The sequence below is a fragment of the Pseudomonas sp. GW821-FHT07E12 genome, from assembly GCF_058986605.1.
Genome location: NZ_JBYSVX010000005.1, coordinates 59,369 through 72,999, shown reverse-complemented (window position 1 = coordinate 72,999; position 13,631 = coordinate 59,369). Strand labels below are relative to the sequence as shown.

Annotated in this window: 17 protein-coding genes; 13 read left to right on the top strand and 4 right to left on the bottom strand. The window is 65.9% G+C overall.

Translation table 11 applies throughout. The features are described 5' to 3' along the window. Positions 1–113: 113 nt before the first annotated feature. From AC3WJE_RS05045 to truD, 8 genes are all read left to right on the top strand, one after another. A complete protein-coding gene (locus AC3WJE_RS05045; protein WP_493729686.1) occupies positions 114–377 on the top strand; it encodes a hypothetical protein in 264 nt (87 codons plus the stop codon). Between the two features lie 129 nt (positions 378–506). Further along, positions 507–2,171 carry a CTP synthase gene (gene pyrG, locus AC3WJE_RS05040; protein WP_493729685.1) on the top strand — a complete coding sequence of 555 codons (1,665 nt, stop codon included), beginning with the start codon at positions 507–509 and terminating at the stop codon, positions 2,169–2,171. A gap of 144 nt (positions 2,172–2,315) precedes the next feature. Then, the gene (gene kdsA, locus AC3WJE_RS05035; protein ID WP_493729684.1) at positions 2,316–3,161 is read left to right on the top strand and encodes a 3-deoxy-8-phosphooctulonate synthase; all 846 of its coding nucleotides are present in this window, start codon (positions 2,316–2,318) and stop codon (positions 3,159–3,161) included. 182 nt (positions 3,162–3,343) lie between these two features. After that, a complete protein-coding gene (eno, locus tag AC3WJE_RS05030) occupies positions 3,344–4,636 on the top strand; it encodes a phosphopyruvate hydratase (RefSeq protein ID WP_493729683.1) in 1,293 nt (430 codons plus the stop codon). A gap of 3 nt (positions 4,637–4,639) precedes the next feature. Continuing rightward, a complete protein-coding gene (gene ftsB / locus AC3WJE_RS05025) occupies positions 4,640–4,996 on the top strand; it encodes a cell division protein FtsB (RefSeq protein ID WP_493729682.1) in 357 nt (118 codons plus the stop codon). Next, a complete protein-coding gene (gene ispD, locus AC3WJE_RS05020; protein WP_493729681.1) occupies positions 4,993–5,691 on the top strand; it encodes a 2-C-methyl-D-erythritol 4-phosphate cytidylyltransferase in 699 nt (232 codons plus the stop codon). The genes ftsB and ispD overlap by 4 nt, the downstream gene beginning before the upstream one ends. 28 nt (positions 5,692–5,719) lie before the next feature. Then, on the top strand, positions 5,720–6,208 hold the full coding sequence (gene ispF / locus AC3WJE_RS05015) for a 2-C-methyl-D-erythritol 2,4-cyclodiphosphate synthase (protein WP_493729680.1): 489 nt from the start codon (positions 5,720–5,722) through the stop codon (positions 6,206–6,208). Then, on the top strand, positions 6,205–7,239 hold the full coding sequence (gene truD, locus AC3WJE_RS05010) for a tRNA pseudouridine(13) synthase TruD (protein WP_493729679.1): 1,035 nt from the start codon (positions 6,205–6,207) through the stop codon (positions 7,237–7,239). The genes ispF and truD overlap by 4 nt, the downstream gene beginning before the upstream one ends. 128 nt (positions 7,240–7,367) lie before the next feature. On the opposite strand, the gene AC3WJE_RS05005 is transcribed toward truD, so the two are convergent. Continuing rightward, positions 7,368–7,907, bottom strand: coding sequence for a Smr/MutS family protein (locus AC3WJE_RS05005; protein ID WP_493729678.1), 540 nt, complete (start codon positions 7,905–7,907; stop codon positions 7,368–7,370). Positions 7,908–7,998: 91 nt separating this feature from the next. Here AC3WJE_RS05005 and surE point away from each other — a divergent pair, with 91 nt between their 5' ends. The 4 genes from surE to AC3WJE_RS04985 are packed head-to-tail and all read left to right on the top strand — an operon-like array spanning position 7,999 to position 10,846. After that, on the top strand, positions 7,999–8,778 hold the full coding sequence (gene surE, locus AC3WJE_RS05000) for a 5'/3'-nucleotidase SurE (RefSeq protein WP_493729677.1): 780 nt from the start codon (positions 7,999–8,001) through the stop codon (positions 8,776–8,778). After that, positions 8,775–9,452: a protein-L-isoaspartate(D-aspartate) O-methyltransferase gene (locus AC3WJE_RS04995; protein WP_493729676.1), complete on the top strand. Its 678-nt coding sequence runs from the start codon at positions 8,775–8,777 to the stop codon at positions 9,450–9,452. Before surE ends, AC3WJE_RS04995 begins: the two co-directional genes overlap by 4 nt. A gap of 18 nt (positions 9,453–9,470) precedes the next feature. Beyond that, a complete protein-coding gene (locus AC3WJE_RS04990) occupies positions 9,471–10,085 on the top strand; it encodes a YqaA family protein (RefSeq protein ID WP_493729675.1) in 615 nt (204 codons plus the stop codon). After that, positions 10,082–10,846, top strand: coding sequence for a peptidoglycan DD-metalloendopeptidase family protein (locus tag AC3WJE_RS04985; RefSeq protein WP_493729674.1), 765 nt, complete (start codon positions 10,082–10,084; stop codon positions 10,844–10,846). The genes AC3WJE_RS04990 and AC3WJE_RS04985 overlap by 4 nt, the downstream gene beginning before the upstream one ends. Positions 10,847–10,939: 93 nt before the next feature. Here AC3WJE_RS04985 and AC3WJE_RS04980 read toward each other — a convergent pair whose 3' ends face one another. The 3 genes from AC3WJE_RS04980 to yhbY all read right to left on the bottom strand — a co-directional run bounded on the left by AC3WJE_RS04980 (position 10,940) and on the right by yhbY (position 13,020). Then, on the bottom strand, positions 10,940–12,124 hold the full coding sequence (locus tag AC3WJE_RS04980) for a hypothetical protein (RefSeq protein ID WP_493729673.1): 1,185 nt from the start codon (positions 12,122–12,124) through the stop codon (positions 10,940–10,942). A 105-nt stretch (positions 12,125–12,229) separates the two neighbouring features. Further along, on the bottom strand, positions 12,230–12,604 hold the full coding sequence (locus tag AC3WJE_RS04975; protein ID WP_493729672.1) for an Mth938-like domain-containing protein: 375 nt from the start codon (positions 12,602–12,604) through the stop codon (positions 12,230–12,232). A gap of 8 nt (positions 12,605–12,612) precedes the next feature. Next, positions 12,613–13,020: a ribosome assembly RNA-binding protein YhbY gene (gene yhbY / locus AC3WJE_RS04970; protein ID WP_493729671.1), complete on the bottom strand. Its 408-nt coding sequence runs from the start codon at positions 13,018–13,020 to the stop codon at positions 12,613–12,615. Here yhbY and rlmE point away from each other — a divergent pair. Next, a complete protein-coding gene (gene rlmE, locus AC3WJE_RS04965) occupies positions 12,983–13,615 on the top strand; it encodes a 23S rRNA (uridine(2552)-2'-O)-methyltransferase RlmE (RefSeq protein ID WP_493729670.1) in 633 nt (210 codons plus the stop codon). The two genes, yhbY and rlmE, sit on opposite strands and share 38 nt — an antisense overlap. Positions 13,616–13,631 lie beyond the last annotated feature (16 nt).

The following is a 13,631-nucleotide window of genomic DNA, read 5'->3' as shown; positions in this document are numbered from 1 at the left end:
CACGCGACCAGGCGCGCGTTCAGTGCCGATGGGGGCACCAGGGACTAGGCTGGCGTGGATTTCCAGAGGTGCCGCCCCCATTACGGGGACAGGCCGAATACGGAGGTGCAGTGATGAAACTCAAGAATGTTCTGATGCTGGCGGCAGGGCTGGCGGCAATTGCTGCCGTACCGATGGTGCTGGCGCAGAGTGCGACCCCGCCGCAGGCCAAGGAGCAGGGTGCCGCCGCGCAGCAGCAGGCCGACCAGAAGGCCCAGAGCGAGGCCGAGCGCAAGGCCCAGCGCCGTGCCGCCGCCGCCGCGGAGAAATCCAAGGCCGAGAAGGATGGCAAGCTCAGCAGCCGCGTCGAGGAAGAGGAAGGAAAGCCCTCGTTCTGACGCCGGCCTGATCGCTTCACGGACGCCCCGGCTCCGGCCGGGGCGTCTTTTTTTGCGTCAATACCGGTCGGGGTGCTTGGGCATCCCGGCTCCACCCGTTAAACTATGGCTTTCCGGGAGTCCCCGATCATGACCCCCCTTATTTTTGTTACCGGCGGCGTGGTGTCCTCGCTTGGCAAGGGCATCGCGGCCGCTTCGCTTGCGTCCATCCTCGAAGCACGTGGCCTGAAGGTCACGATGATGAAGCTGGACCCCTACATCAACGTCGACCCGGGCACGATGAGCCCGTTCCAGCACGGCGAGGTCTATGTCACCGATGACGGTGCCGAGACCGACCTGGACCTGGGGCACTACGAGCGCTTCCTGCGCACGCGCCTGAGTCGCAAGAATTCGGTCACCACCGGCCGGATCTACGAGAACGTGATCCGCAAGGAGCGCCGCGGCGACTACCTGGGCGCGACCGTGCAGGTGATCCCGCACATCACCGACGAGATCCGTCGCTGCATCGACGAGGCCACCGAAGGCTTCGATGTGGCGCTGGTCGAAATCGGCGGCACCGTCGGCGATATCGAGTCGCTGCCGTTCCTGGAGGCGATCCGCCAGGTCCGCACCGAGCGTGGCGCCGAGCGCGCGATGTTCATGCACCTGACGCTGGTGCCGTACATCGCCGCGGCCGGTGAGCTGAAGACCAAGCCGACCCAGCACTCGGTCAAGGAACTGCGCTCGATCGGCATCCAGCCGGACGTGCTGCTGTGCCGGTCGGAGCAGGCCATCCCCGACTCCGAGCGCCGCAAGATCGCGCTGTTCACCAACGTTCCCGAGCGCGCGGTGATCAGCTGCGCCGACATCGACGTGCTGTACGGCATGCCGCTGGAACTGCATCGCCAGGGCCTGGACGAGATCGTCATCGATCAGTTCAAGCTGCGCGGCAAGGCCGGTCCGGCCGATCTGTCCGAATGGGCGGCGGTGGTGGATGCGGTCAAGCATCCGCTCGACGAAGTCACCGTTGCCGTGGTCGGCAAGTACGTCGACCACCAGGACGCCTACAAGTCGGTCGGCGAGGCGCTCAAGCACGGCGGTCTGCGCCAGCGCACCAAGGTCAACCTGAAATGGATCGAGGCGCAGGAACTGGAAGGCACCGACATGGCGCTGCTGCGCGATGTCGACGGCATCCTGGTACCGGGCGGCTTCGGCGACCGTGGTTTCGAAGGCAAGGTGCTGACCTCGCAGTACGCACGCGAGCATCGGGTGCCGTACTTCGGCATCTGCTACGGCATGCAGGCGGCGGTGGTGGACTATGCCCGCCATGTCGCCGGGCTGGAGGATGCCAACAGCACCGAGAACGACCGCCAGTCGCCGAACCCGGTGATCGGCCTGATCACCGAGTGGCGCACCGCCAGTGGCGAAGTCGAGAAGCGCGACGAGAAGTCCGATCTGGGCGGCACCATGCGCCTGGGCCTGCAGGAGCAGCGCCTCAAGCCGGGCACGCTGGCGCGTGAGCTGTACGGCAAGGACGTGGTGTCCGAGCGCCACCGTCACCGCTACGAGTTCAACAATCGCTACCGCACCCAACTGGAAGATGCCGGTCTGGTGGTCGCCGCCAAGTCGATGGACGACACGCTGGTGGAGATGGTCGAGCTGCCGCGCGAGGTGCATCCGTGGTTCCTGGCCTGCCAGGCGCACCCGGAGTTCCTGTCCACGCCACGTGATGGTCACGCGCTGTTCGTCGGTTTCATCCGCGCTGCGCGTGAGAAAAAGGCGGGCGGCAAGCTTTTGAAGGAAGCGCGGGCGTAAGGCCTTGGTGCCTGCTCCGTCCAAGGAGCAGGTGTCCCGAAGGGGCGAATGAGGATACGGGCGAAACTTCACGTATCCAATTTCTCGGGGGCTTCGCCCCTTACCCTCACCCCAACCCTTCTCCCGCCGGGAGAGGGGCTTTAGATGACAGGTGATTCGATGAAGCTCTGTGGTTTCGAAGTCGGCCTCGACCAGCCGCTGTTCCTGATTGCCGGTCCCTGCGTGATCGAGTCGATGCAGCTGCAGCTGGATACTGCCGGCACGCTGAAGGAAATCACCTCCAAGCTCGGGGTGAATTTCATCTTCAAGTCCAGCTTCGACAAGGCCAATCGCACCTCGGGCACCAGCTTCCGCGGCCCCGGCCTGGAAGAAGGCCTGAAAGTGCTGGAGGCGGTGAAGAAGCAGATCGGCGTGCCGGTGCTGACCGACGTGCACGAATACACCCCGATGAACGAGGTCGCCGCGGTCGTCGACGTGCTGCAGACCCCGGCATTCCTGGTGCGCCAGACCGACTTCATCAAGAACGTCTGCTCGGCCGGCAAGCCCGTCAACATCAAGAAGGGCCAGTTCCTGTCGCCCTGGGACATGAAGCCGGTGGTGGACAAGGCCAAGTCGACCGGCAACGAGCAGATCATGGTCTGCGAGCGCGGCGCCAGCTTCGGTTACAACAACCTGGTCAGCGACATGCGCTCGCTGGCGGTGATGCGCGATACCGGTTGTCCGGTGGTGTTCGATGCGACGCATTCGGTGCAGTTGCCGGGCGGGCAGGGCAGCAGTTCCGGTGGTCAGCGCGAGTTCGTGCCGGTGCTGGCCAAGGCCGCGGTGGCGGTGGGTATCTCCGGTCTGTTCGCCGAAACGCATCCGGATCCGTCCAAGGCGCTGTCCGATGGCCCCAACGCATGGCCGCTGGATCAGATGGAAGCATTGCTGGAAACGCTGCTGGAACTGGATGCGGTCACCAAGAAGCACGGTTTCGAGCGGTTTGCCTGACGAGATGCGCCATGCTGTGTGATCAAAGGCCCGGAGCCGTTGGTTCCGGGCCTTTTTTATCCGTGTTCATATGCCTGCACGGAATGCCCGGCACGCCGGCTTGCATTTGGCTTTGGCGCGCACGCCGGCGATAATCGCGGGCGTTTCGGCGTTTCCCCCTTTTCTGGCAACCGATCGGACCTATGACCAACATCGCCAAGATCCACGCCCGCGAGATCCTCGACAGCCGCGGCAATCCCACTCTGGAAGCGGAAGTTACGCTGGAAGATGGTTCGTTCGGCCGCGCTCTGGTGCCGTCGGGTGCCTCGACCGGCACCAAGGAGGCCGTCGAACTGCGCGACGGCGACAAGACCCGTTACCTGGGCAAGGGCGTGCGCAAGGCGGTCGAGAACGTCAATGACGCGATCGCCGGTGCGGTCAAGGGCTTTGATGCCGCCGACCAGCAGGGCCTGGATCGCCGCCTGATCGACCTGGACGGCACCGAGAACAAGGGCCGCCTGGGCGCCAACGCGCTGCTGGGCGTGTCGCTGGCCGCCGCGCATGCCGTGGCGGCATCGAAGAAGCAGTCGCTGTGGCAGTACCTGTCGACGATCACCGAATCGGACATCGCGCTGCCGGTGCCGATGATGAACATCATCAACGGCGGTGCGCATGCCGACAACAACGTCGACTTCCAGGAGTTCATGGTGCTGCCGGTCGGCTTCACCTCGTTCTCCGAAGCGCTGCGCGCCGGCACCGAGATCTTTCATTCGCTGAAGTCGGTGCTGAAGGGCCACGGCCTGAGCACGGCGGTCGGCGACGAGGGTGGTTTCGCTCCGGACTTCCGCAGCAATGTGGAAGCGCTGGACACGATCCTGGAAGCGATCGGCAAGGCTGGTTACACCGCCGGTGAAGACGTGCTGCTCGGCCTGGACGTGGCTTCCAGCGAGTTCTACGAGAACGGCAAGTACAACCTCGTCGGCGAGAACAAGCGCCTGACCTCCGAGCAGTTCGTCGACTTCCTGTCTGACTGGGCTGCCCAGTACCCGATCATCAGCATCGAAGATGGCCTGGCCGAGAACGACTGGGCCGGCTGGAAGCTGCTGACCGATCGCATCGGCAAGAAGGTGCAACTGGTCGGCGACGACCTGTTCGTGACCAACCCGAAGATCTTCAAGGAAGGCATCGAGTCCGGCACCGCCAACGCGATCCTGATCAAGGTCAACCAGATCGGCACGCTGACCGAGACGCTGGAAGCGATCGCGATGGCGCACCACGCCAACTACGCGGCGATCGTTTCGCACCGTTCCGGCGAGACCGAGGACACCACGATCGCCGACATCGCCGTGGCGACCACCGCGACCCAGATCAAGACCGGCTCGCTGTGCCGCAGCGATCGCGTGGCCAAGTACAACCAGTTGCTGCGTATCGAGGAAGCGCTCGGCAGCAACGCGCGCTACGCCGGCCGTAACGCGTTCGTCTCGCTCAAGCGCTGAGTCGTGCGCAACTGGCGCTGGCTGCTGCTGGTGCTGGCGGTACTGCTGGCTTTGCTGCAGTACCGCTTCTGGTTCGGCACGGGTAATTCCGGCGAGGTGATGATGCTGGAAGCCCAGGTCGCGCATCAGAAGCGCGACAACGAAGGCCTGCGCCAGCGCAATGCGGCGTTGGCTGCCGAGGTCAAGGATCTGAAGGAAGGCGAGGCGGCCATCGAGGAGCGCGCGCGCAGCGAACTGGGCATGATCAAGCCGGGCGAGAAGTTCTATCGCGTGGTCGAGGATGCACCGGTCGCCGCTCCGCACGCGCCGGCGAGCGCTGACGCAGCGCCTGCTACTCCTGCGCCTGGCGAACAGCCATGAGGACATCGGTGTGGGCGGTGGTCCCGGCCGCTGGCCGTGGCACCCGTTTCGGTGGGCCGATGCCCAAGCAGTACCTGCTCGCCGCCGGCCGGCCGTTGATCGCACATGCGCTTGAGGCGCTGGCCATGCATCCGGCGGTGGCTGGGTTGATGGTGGCGATTTCCGAAGACGATGCCGACTGGCCTGGCTGGAGCGAGGTGGCGGGCAAGCCGGTGCTGACCTGCACAGGCGGTGCCAGCCGCGCCGATTCGGTGCTGGCGGGTCTGCTCGCGCTGCCTGATACGGTGCGCTCCGACGACTTCGTGCTGGTGCACGATGCTGCCCGACCCAACTTGGCGATCGAGGATCTGAACCGGCTGCTGGAAACCGGTCGCGGTGATCCGGTTGGTGCGATCCTCGCCGCGCCGGTGCGCGACACGCTCAAGCGTGCGGGCGACGATGGTGGCATCGACATCACCGAGCCACGCGAGCGGCTGTGGCGCGCGTTCACCCCGCAGCTGTTTCGTCGACATCAACTGGTGCGTGCCCTGCAGGAGGCTGCTGCGGCAGGCGTGCAGGTCACCGACGAAGCAATGGCGATGGAGCGGCTCGGCTTGCGGCCGTTGCTGGTTGAAGGCGCCGAGGGCAACTTCAAGGTCACCACGCCCGCCGACCTGGCGCGCTTCGAATTCGAACTTTCCCGGCGTGGCGGTTGACCCGCCCCCGTTTCTGACAGGTAACTGCATGACCGCGTTGAATTTCCGCATTGGCCAGGGCTATGACGTACATGCCTTCGGCGAGGGCGACCACATCATGCTCGGTGGCGTGCGCGTGCCACACAGTCAGGGCGTGCTCGCCCACAGCGACGGCGACGTGGTGCTGCACGCACTGTGCGATGCGATGCTTGGGGCGCTGGCCCTGGGCGATATCGGTCAGCATTTCCCGCCTTCCGATGAGCGCTGGAAGGGTGCCGACAGCACGCAGTTCCTTGCTCATTGCGATGGCCTGCTGCGCGAGCGTGGCTGGCAGGTGGGTAATGCCGACGTCACCGTGGTGTGTGAGCGCCCCAAGGTGGGACCGCATGCGTTGACGATGCGCGAGCGGATTGCTGAGGTTCTGGCGCTCGAGCCAGATCGCATCAGCGTCAAGGCCACCACCAGCGAGAAGCTTGGTTTCACCGGACGCGGCGAAGGCATCGCGGCGCAGGCGATCGTGCTGCTGGTGAAGGCATGAGCGAGGCGTTGCCGCGTGCATTCGGCACATCGGTTCTCAGTGCGCGCATCCGCACGCAGGCCGAGGATTTCCAGGTCGATGAGATCGACGGATTCGAGCCGCACGGTGAGGGCGAACACCTGCTGCTGACTGTCGAGAAGCGCGGGCTCAACACCGCCGAGGTCGCGCGACGGTTGGCTCAATGGGCCGGGATCGGTGAGGTCGGTATCGGCTATGCAGGCCTGAAGGATCGCCACGCCGTCACCACGCAGCGTTTCAGCGTGCACCTGCCGCGTCGCGTCGCGCCTGATCTGGAAACACTGCAGGACGGGAGCCTGCAGGTCCGCCACAGCGTCTGGCACAACCGCAAGTTGCCGCGCGGCGCGTTGGCCGGCAACCGGTTCACCCTGGTGTTGCGCGAGGCGCAGGGCGATCAGGCGCAGATCGATGCGCGGCTCAAACAGATAGCCGCGCGTGGCATCCCCAATTGGTTTGGCGAACAACGCTTCGGTCGTGGCGGCGGCAATGTCGCACAGGCACTGGCAATGTTCGGCGGGCGTCGGGTCAAGCGCGAGCAGCGCTCGATTCTGCTGTCGGCGGCACGCTCGGAGTTGTTCAACCGGGTGCTGTCGCAGCGTGTTGCGCAGGGCAGTTGGGACGCCGCTCTGGAGGGTGAAGTCTGGATGCTCGCCGGCAGCCGCAGCGTGTTCGGCCCCGAGCCGTGGAGCGAGGTGTTGGCGCAGCGGCTGGCCGCGTTCGACATCCATCCGAGCGGGCCGCTCTGGGGCGAGGGTGAGCTGCGTGCGACCGCCGCCTCCGCCGAAACCGAACTGGCTGCGCTCGGCGATGAGGTTTCGCGGAGGATACGGCAGGGTCTGGAGCAGGCCGAGTTGAAGCAGGAGCGGCGTTCGCTACGGCTGCAGGTGGCTGATCTGGCCTGGACTTGGCGCGAAGCGAGTGTGCTGGAGTTGACGTTCTCGCTGCCGCCGGGCAGTTATGCCACCGCGTTGCTGCATGAGCTGGGTGCCGTTGAGGATGCGCACTCGCTCTGAGTGCATCCCGTTCACCTAAATGGTTCCGTCGTCATCCCCGCGTTCGCAGGAATGAGGACAGGGGAACGGTTGGAGTGGGAGTCGCGGGGTTCCCGCCTGTGCGGGAACGACGAAACGCGGGCAATACCCTAGGCCGGCTTCAACAACACCAGCACCGCACCAGTACCGCCCTGTGCCGGCGGCGCGGAATGGAAGGCCAGCACGTCGTTGCGCTGGCGCAGCATCCGATCGACGAGGTTCTTGAGCACCGGCGCACCGCCATCGGACTGCAAGCCCTTGCCATGGATGATCCGTACGCAGCCGTACTCGTGTGCGTGCGCCTCGCCCAGGAATTGCCGCAGCATTGCCTCCGCCTGCGCGGCGGTCGCGCCATGCAGGTCCAATTCGTCCTGGATCGAGAACTGGCCGCGCTTGAGTCGTTGGAACAACCGCGGCGGCAGATGGTCACGACGGTAGCTGGCGGTGTCGCCGGCTTCGAGCGGTGCGGAATCGCGCAGCATCCGGGCGAATTCACCAAGTGCCTCGGCCTCGTCGCGTTCGGCCATGCGCGCACGTGGGCGCGGTTTGGGTTTTTCGTTGGCGACGGATGCGGGGGCGCGGATCGGCTTCACGTCACCGATGGCGGCACGGAACAGCGCGGCATCGTCTTCGTCTTCTGGATGCGACATGCGTACAGGGTAGCGTCACTGATCTGCCATGCAACCGCACGGATGGGGCCAGGCGCATCCGGTATCATGGGGATGTTTTCCGAGGGGTCCCATGCGAGTACTCGTAAGCAACGACGACGGCGTCGACGCACCCGGCATCAACATCCTGGCCGAGGAACTGCGTCGCGCAGGTCATGAGGTCACCGTGGTGGCCCCCGACCGCGATCGCTCCGGCGCCAGCAATTCGCTCACGCTGGATCTGCCGATCCGCACCAAGCGCATCGACCACTACACCTGCAGCGTCGCCGGCACGCCGACCGACTGCGTGCACCTGGCGTTGACCGGCATGCTCGAATACGAGCCGGACATCGTGGTGTCGGGCATCAACAACAGCGCCAACCTCGGCGATGACGTGATCTATTCGGGCACGGTATCGGCGGCGATGGAAGGGCGCTTCCTCGGCTTGCCGGCGGTGGCGGTGTCGCTGGTCACCCGCAACCACGAGGCGCACCACTACCAGACCGCCGCGCGCGCCGCGGTGGAGATCGTCAAACGCCTGAAGGCCGATCCGCTGCCGGCCGACACCATCCTCAACATCAACGTGCCCGATTTGCCGTGGAGCGAGGTGCGCGGTTTCGAGGTCACTCGCCTCGGCAATCGGCATCGCTCCGAGCCGTGCATCCCGCAGAGCGATCCGCGCGGCCGCACCGTCTATTGGATCGGCCCGGCCGGTCCCGAGCAGGACGCCGGCCCCGGTACCGATTTTCATGCGGTGCGCACCGGCTACATCTCGATCACCCCGATCCAGGTCGATCTGACCCGCTACCAGGCGCTGGAAAAGGTGGCGAGCTGGGTCGGCGGCTTGACCGCGGCCCTGGACGAGCCGGCATGACGCCGCGGTTGCGCCTGCAGCCCGAGGCGGTCGGCATCGGCATGACCTCGCAGCGCGTGCGCGACCGCCTGGTCGAGCGTCTGCGCGAAGCCGGCATCCAGAACGAGTCCGTGCTCAATGCGGTACGGATCGTGCCGAGGCATCTGTTCATCGACGAAGCGCTGGCCTCGCGTGCTTATGAGGACACCGCGCTGCCGATCGGCCATGGCCAGACCATTTCGCAGCCGTGGGTGGTGGCGCGCATGACCGAGGCCGTGTTGGAAGCCGCGCCGAAAAAGGTGCTGGAAGTCGGCACCGGTTCGGGCTACCAGGGCGCGATCCTGGCTGCGCTGGGGCTGGAGGTCTACACGGTGGAACGCATCGGCGACCTGTTGCGACAGGCCCGCAAGCGCTTCCGCCAGCTCGGCATGAATGTGCGCAGCAAACACGATGACGGTCGTATCGGGTGGCCCGAGCACGGTCCCTTCGATGCGATCGTGGTGACTGCCGCGGCGCCCGCGCTGGTGGATGCACTGGTCGAGCAGCTCGCCGTGGGCGGCCGTCTGGTGGCACCGGTCGGCGGTGCCAGCACCCAGTCGCTGGTGCAGATCAGCCGGGGCGAGGACGGTAGTATCGAGCAGCAAGTTCTGGCGCCGGTCACGTTCGTGCCGCTGTTGTCGGGCATGCTGGACTGAACTCAACGGAAATCCTTGATGAAGATATTCGGGCCGATGTACGACCTGGCCATTCGCTGGTCCCGCCACCGCCGCGCGCCGGCCCTGCTGACCGGATTGAGTCTGGCGGAAGGCTTCATCTTCCCGGTTCCGCCCGAAGTGATGCTGGCGCCGATGTCGCTGGCGCAACCTCGCCGCGCGTTGTGGTTCGCCACCTTGAGCCTGCTGGGTTCGCTGAGTGGTGCGGTGGTGGGCTACCTGCTCGGACATTTCGCATTTGCCGCTGCGCAACCGCTGATCGAATGGCTGGGCTGGAGCGCGAAGATCGATGAGCAGGTGGCGCACCTGCGTCAGGTGGTCGCCGAGTCGCCCTGGCGTGCGTTCTGGCTGCTGGTGCTGGCGGGCTTCACCCCGATCCCGTTGAAGATCTTCACCTGGGCTTCCGGTGTGGTCGGTGTACCCATGCTGCCGTTCCTGGCGAGCATGCTGGTCGGACGCGGCAAGCGGGTGTATCTGGTGGCAGGGGCGATCCGGCTGGGTGGCGCGCGTGCGGAAGCGGCGCTGCACCGTTGGATCGAACCGCTGGGGTGGATTGCGAGCGCGGTGTTGCTCGGCTTGGCCGGCTGGCTGGTATGGAGGGCGAAGTTCGGATGAAACAGAAGCTAGGCATGGACATGCGGCATGCAGCGGCGCTCCTGCTGATCGGCGCGCTGGCAGCCTGCAGCAGCGCCACGGTGGTGCGTTCCCCCAACGCGGGCGGTCGTACGGGCGCGTCGAGCGCACCGAAGGCCTCCGTCCCCAAGCCAGGGGCCACGGTGACCGTGCAGCGTGGCGACACGCTGTATGCGATCTCGCGCCGCACCGGCATCACCCCGCAGGATCTCAGTGCCTGGAATGGCCTGTCCTCGCCGGACACGCTCTATCCCGGCCAGACATTGCGGCTGTACCCGGCAGGGGCTGCCAGCGCGACCAGGCCGGCTGCCACGTCGGGGGCGAGCACCGCGCCGCGTCCGGCGGCTCCGGTGGTTGCGCCGGTCAATAGCGGCATCAACTGGCGCTGGCCGGCCGACGGCGTAGTGGTCGGCAGTTTCGTCCAGGGCGAGACGACCAAGCAGGGCGTGGACATCGCCGGGGCCAGCGGCCAGGCGGTGCGTGCGGCCGCCGACGGCGTGGTGGTGTATTCGGGCAACGGCCTGGTGGGCTACGGTGAGTTGATCATCATCAAGCACAACGAGCAGTGGTTGTCGGCCTATGGCCACAACCGCAAGCGCCTGGTCAACGAAGGGCAGAGCGTCAAGGCGGGACAACAGATTGCCGAGATGGGCCGAAGCGGCGCATCCCGCGACATGTTGCACTTCGAGATCCGCTACAACGGCAAGCCCGTCGATCCGGTGCTGTACCTGCCGAAGAAGTAAGCCTCGCCACGATGTGACGAGTAAGTCCCGGCAAGTGCTTGGTGGCGTGAGGCTCGTCCCGCTGCGATTTCCCCTGGGATGCAGCGGATGGGTTCAGTACCAGCAATAAGTCAGCGACGTCAGGGTGGAGGCGATCGCTGAGAGGCCCATCGCGCCGCCATACCGGCGCGTCGGCCGGGTGACGGGGACGTGCCGCCGCCACGCCGCACGCAGGCGATGCAGGCCTGCCGGCCAGCGCGGCACGATCCTCTCGCCGGTCAGGCACAGGCCCGCATCATCCAGGATTTCGCGCAGGCGGTGCGCAAGCGTTTCGTCGCAGAGTGGAGCGGGGGCTTCGGCGTCGGCATGGTCATCGCCGGTGGTGCGAGGGGCGATCGAAAAGCGGCGCGCCAGCCGTGCATTGTCATCGGCGAACCGGGCCAGCAATTGCTCGCGATCGTGTTGCGCCAACAGGCTCGACAGTGGCGCGCCGCGATCACAGTAGCGGGCGCGATAGTGGCGCAGGGCGAGATCACGCAGCCGCACCGAACGGCGATGCTGTTCCGGGGTGCCTGCCAGCAGCGCCTCCTGCCAGGTGGGCAGGTAGCGGTTGAGCATCTGCAGCAGGCGTGTCTCGTTGCGATCGAGCCGTTCATTGGCGCGCGCGACGTTCTCCCAGCCGCCCTCGCGTGGCAGGTGCAGGCTGTCCAGCAGGTCGCAGGCCAGGCCCGTGCGCGTGGCTTCCGCATAGCCTTTGACCTTGACCTGTTCCTCGCCGAACACCGAAATCCAGTCGCAGGCCACACGCCAGGGGTTATAGGCGCGGTCCTGCAGGGTGATCCTGCCGGGCCGGAAACCGCCGCGTTCGCCATTGCGCAGCCCGGTGCCGTATCGGCTCAGCGCGACTTCGTCCTGCCAGCGTGCATACAGCTGCACTTTCACCTCGTGCGCGCCGAGCAGGCGGCGCAGCTGCCGGATCGCGGCCACGTCCAGGCGCGAGGCGAAGTGCTCCGCACTCAGTACCAGGGTATGGGCGCCGCTGCGCTGCAACTGCCGTTGCAGATCGGCGAACAGCGTGAGCGCGATTTCCGCATCGTTCCATGGCAGAAAATCACGTGCGTGTGGAGGCAACAGTGAGGCGGCCAGCGGGAAGTGCGCGCGCCGTATACACAAGGGTTTGCCGGTGGGGTAGAGCACGCCGTGGTATCGCAACAGGCGATCGGCGTTGCGGTGCAGCCAGTGCTGCAGATAGGTCGATCCGGTCTTTTCGCCGCCGATATGCAGAAAAATCTGGGCCATGAGCGCCTGCTCGGGATGGGGTGGCCCAACCTAGGCACCCCCCTTGGCGCGCATTTGCCGAAGCTTGGCAGCGGCGTCGAGAGGACGCCGCACCCGCCCTTGCGTTCAGGACGTGATCAGAAACGCCGCTGCCACACGCCGGCCTTCACCCGCCAGCACGTTGTAGGTGCGTGCGGCGGCGGCGTTGTCCATGATCTCGATGCCGACCCCGCGGGTCAGGCAGGCCGCCATCACTTCGGCGGCGGGAAACACCTGGCGGTCGCCGGTGCCCAGCAGGACGACCGCCGGGTTCAGCGCAAGCAACGGCGCCATGTCGGTGGCCGTCAATGTCGCGGCCGTCGCCTCGGTCCACGTCTCGATCAGTGTATCCGGGGCGATGACGAAGCTCCGGTGCAGGACCTGCTCGTTGACCTTGGCGTGATGGCCATCGGCCGAACGCAGCGCGTAGGTGTAGTCGGGATGTTCCTGGCTCAGCAGCATGGGGCGACTCAGGCGCGCGGCAGGACGATGTGGCGCTTTTCCTTGCTCGGGCGATACAGGATGGCGGTGTGTCCGATCCGCTGGACCAGCGCGCTGCCGGTCTTTTCAACGATATCGGCGATCATCGCGTCGCGTACCTCGCGATCGTCCGCGCCGACCTTCACCTTTACCAGCTCGTGCTGCTCCAGTACTTCGTCCAGCTCCGTCAGGAACGCGGGTGTGACCCCTTTGCTGCCGGTCTGGAGCAGCGCCTTGAGGTCGTGGGCCTGGCCGCGAAGGAAACGGGTCTGGGCGGATGTGAGAGCAATAGACATGCAGGAAAAGGGGAAGCCAAGGGGGTTCAGGGTATCATGGCACCCCCTCAGGTCCCGCCAGCCAATGTCCTCCCGCAGCAAGAGCAGCCAGCGTTGGCTCAAGGAACATTTCTCCGACCCCTTCGTGAAGAAGGCTCAGGCCGAGGGCATGCGCTCGCGTGCGGCCTACAAGTTGGAGGAGGTACTCGAGCGCGACCGCCTGCTGAAGCCGGACATGGTCGTGGTCGACCTCGGCGCCGCTCCCGGGGGCTGGTCGCAGCAGGTCCGCAAGCAGATGGGCGAGCGCGGCCGGGTACTGGCGCTGGACATCCTGGAGATGCCGCCGCTGGCGGGCGTGGAGTTTCTTCACGGCGACTTCAGGGAAGCGGCCGTCCTATCCCAGTTCGAGGAAATGTTGGGTGGCCAGCCGGTAGACCTTGTGCTGTCGGACATGGCCCCCAATAAGAGTGGAATGGACGCGGTCGACCAGCCGCGGATGATGCATCTGGCTGAATTGGCGATGGATTTCGCCGACAACCACTTGAAGCCGGGCGGGGCGTTCCTGATCAAGCTGTTCCAGGGCGTCGGGTCCGACGATTACATCCGCGAGATGCGCCGGCGCTACGAGAAGGTGTCCATCCGCAAGCCGCAGGCGTCGCGCAAGCGCTCGCCCGAGGTTTACGCCCTCGGTCAGGGCAAGCGTGCTCAGATCAAGTAAGCTGCCCAAAAACCAA

Excerpts from the sequence above, each read along its gene's own strand:
- AC3WJE_RS05045 (WP_493729686.1), top strand. The coding sequence starts at position 114 with ATGAAACTCAAGAATGTTCTGATGCTGGCGGCAGGGCTGGCGGCAATT.
- pyrG (WP_493729685.1), top strand. The coding sequence starts at position 507 with ATGACCCCCCTTATTTTTGTTACCGGCGGCGTGGTGTCCTCGCTTGGC.
- kdsA (WP_493729684.1), top strand. The coding sequence starts at position 2,316 with ATGACAGGTGATTCGATGAAGCTCTGTGGTTTCGAAGTCGGCCTCGAC.
- eno (WP_493729683.1), top strand. The coding sequence starts at position 3,344 with ATGACCAACATCGCCAAGATCCACGCCCGCGAGATCCTCGACAGCCGC.
- ispD (WP_493729681.1), top strand. The coding sequence starts at position 4,993 with ATGAGGACATCGGTGTGGGCGGTGGTCCCGGCCGCTGGCCGTGGCACC.
- ispF (WP_493729680.1), top strand. The coding sequence starts at position 5,720 with ATGACCGCGTTGAATTTCCGCATTGGCCAGGGCTATGACGTACATGCC.
- truD (WP_493729679.1), top strand. The coding sequence starts at position 6,205 with ATGAGCGAGGCGTTGCCGCGTGCATTCGGCACATCGGTTCTCAGTGCG.
- AC3WJE_RS05005 (WP_493729678.1), bottom strand. The coding sequence starts at position 7,907 with ATGTCGCATCCAGAAGACGAAGACGATGCCGCGCTGTTCCGTGCCGCC.
- surE (WP_493729677.1), top strand. The coding sequence starts at position 7,999 with ATGCGAGTACTCGTAAGCAACGACGACGGCGTCGACGCACCCGGCATC.
- AC3WJE_RS04995 (WP_493729676.1), top strand. The coding sequence starts at position 8,775 with ATGACGCCGCGGTTGCGCCTGCAGCCCGAGGCGGTCGGCATCGGCATG.
- AC3WJE_RS04990 (WP_493729675.1), top strand. The coding sequence starts at position 9,471 with ATGAAGATATTCGGGCCGATGTACGACCTGGCCATTCGCTGGTCCCGC.
- AC3WJE_RS04985 (WP_493729674.1), top strand. The coding sequence starts at position 10,082 with ATGAAACAGAAGCTAGGCATGGACATGCGGCATGCAGCGGCGCTCCTG.
- AC3WJE_RS04980 (WP_493729673.1), bottom strand. The coding sequence starts at position 12,124 with ATGGCCCAGATTTTTCTGCATATCGGCGGCGAAAAGACCGGATCGACC.
- AC3WJE_RS04975 (WP_493729672.1), bottom strand. The coding sequence starts at position 12,604 with ATGCTGCTGAGCCAGGAACATCCCGACTACACCTACGCGCTGCGTTCG.
- rlmE (WP_493729670.1), top strand. The coding sequence starts at position 12,983 with ATGTCCTCCCGCAGCAAGAGCAGCCAGCGTTGGCTCAAGGAACATTTC.